General features: G+C 63.4%; 1 protein-coding gene. It reads right to left on the bottom strand.

What is annotated here, in order from left to right; translation table 11 throughout:
- Positions 1–265: Ig-like domain-containing protein (locus tag HUV26_RS13510; RefSeq protein ID WP_174410671.1), on the bottom strand; the 265-nt coding region annotated here is incomplete at both ends.

Raw genomic sequence — 265 nt, 5'->3', positions numbered from 1 at the left:
CCCGTGCACGTCCGTCACGGTGTACTTGATGGTAAAGGTCGCCTCTTGCCCCTCGGCAAGGGAGTTGTACTCCCCATGCTTGGGATTCAGGCTGTAGCTGCCGTTGGCGTTCAGCACAAAGCCCGCAGGCACGTCGCTGTCCGCATCCAGCGTAAAGGTGAGCTTGTCGCCGTCCACATCCGTGGCGGTCAGCTTGCCGCGCAGCAGGGCATCCCCCTCCGCAACGGCAACATCCGCATGGGCGTTGGCTACGGGCGCATCGTTG

Source organism: Desulfovibrio psychrotolerans (assembly GCF_013340305.1).
Lineage (GTDB): Bacteria > Desulfobacterota > Desulfovibrionia > Desulfovibrionales > Desulfovibrionaceae > Halodesulfovibrio > Halodesulfovibrio psychrotolerans.
The sequence above is the reverse complement of the archived record's forward strand: the minus strand, read 5'-3'. Positions and strand labels throughout refer to the sequence as shown.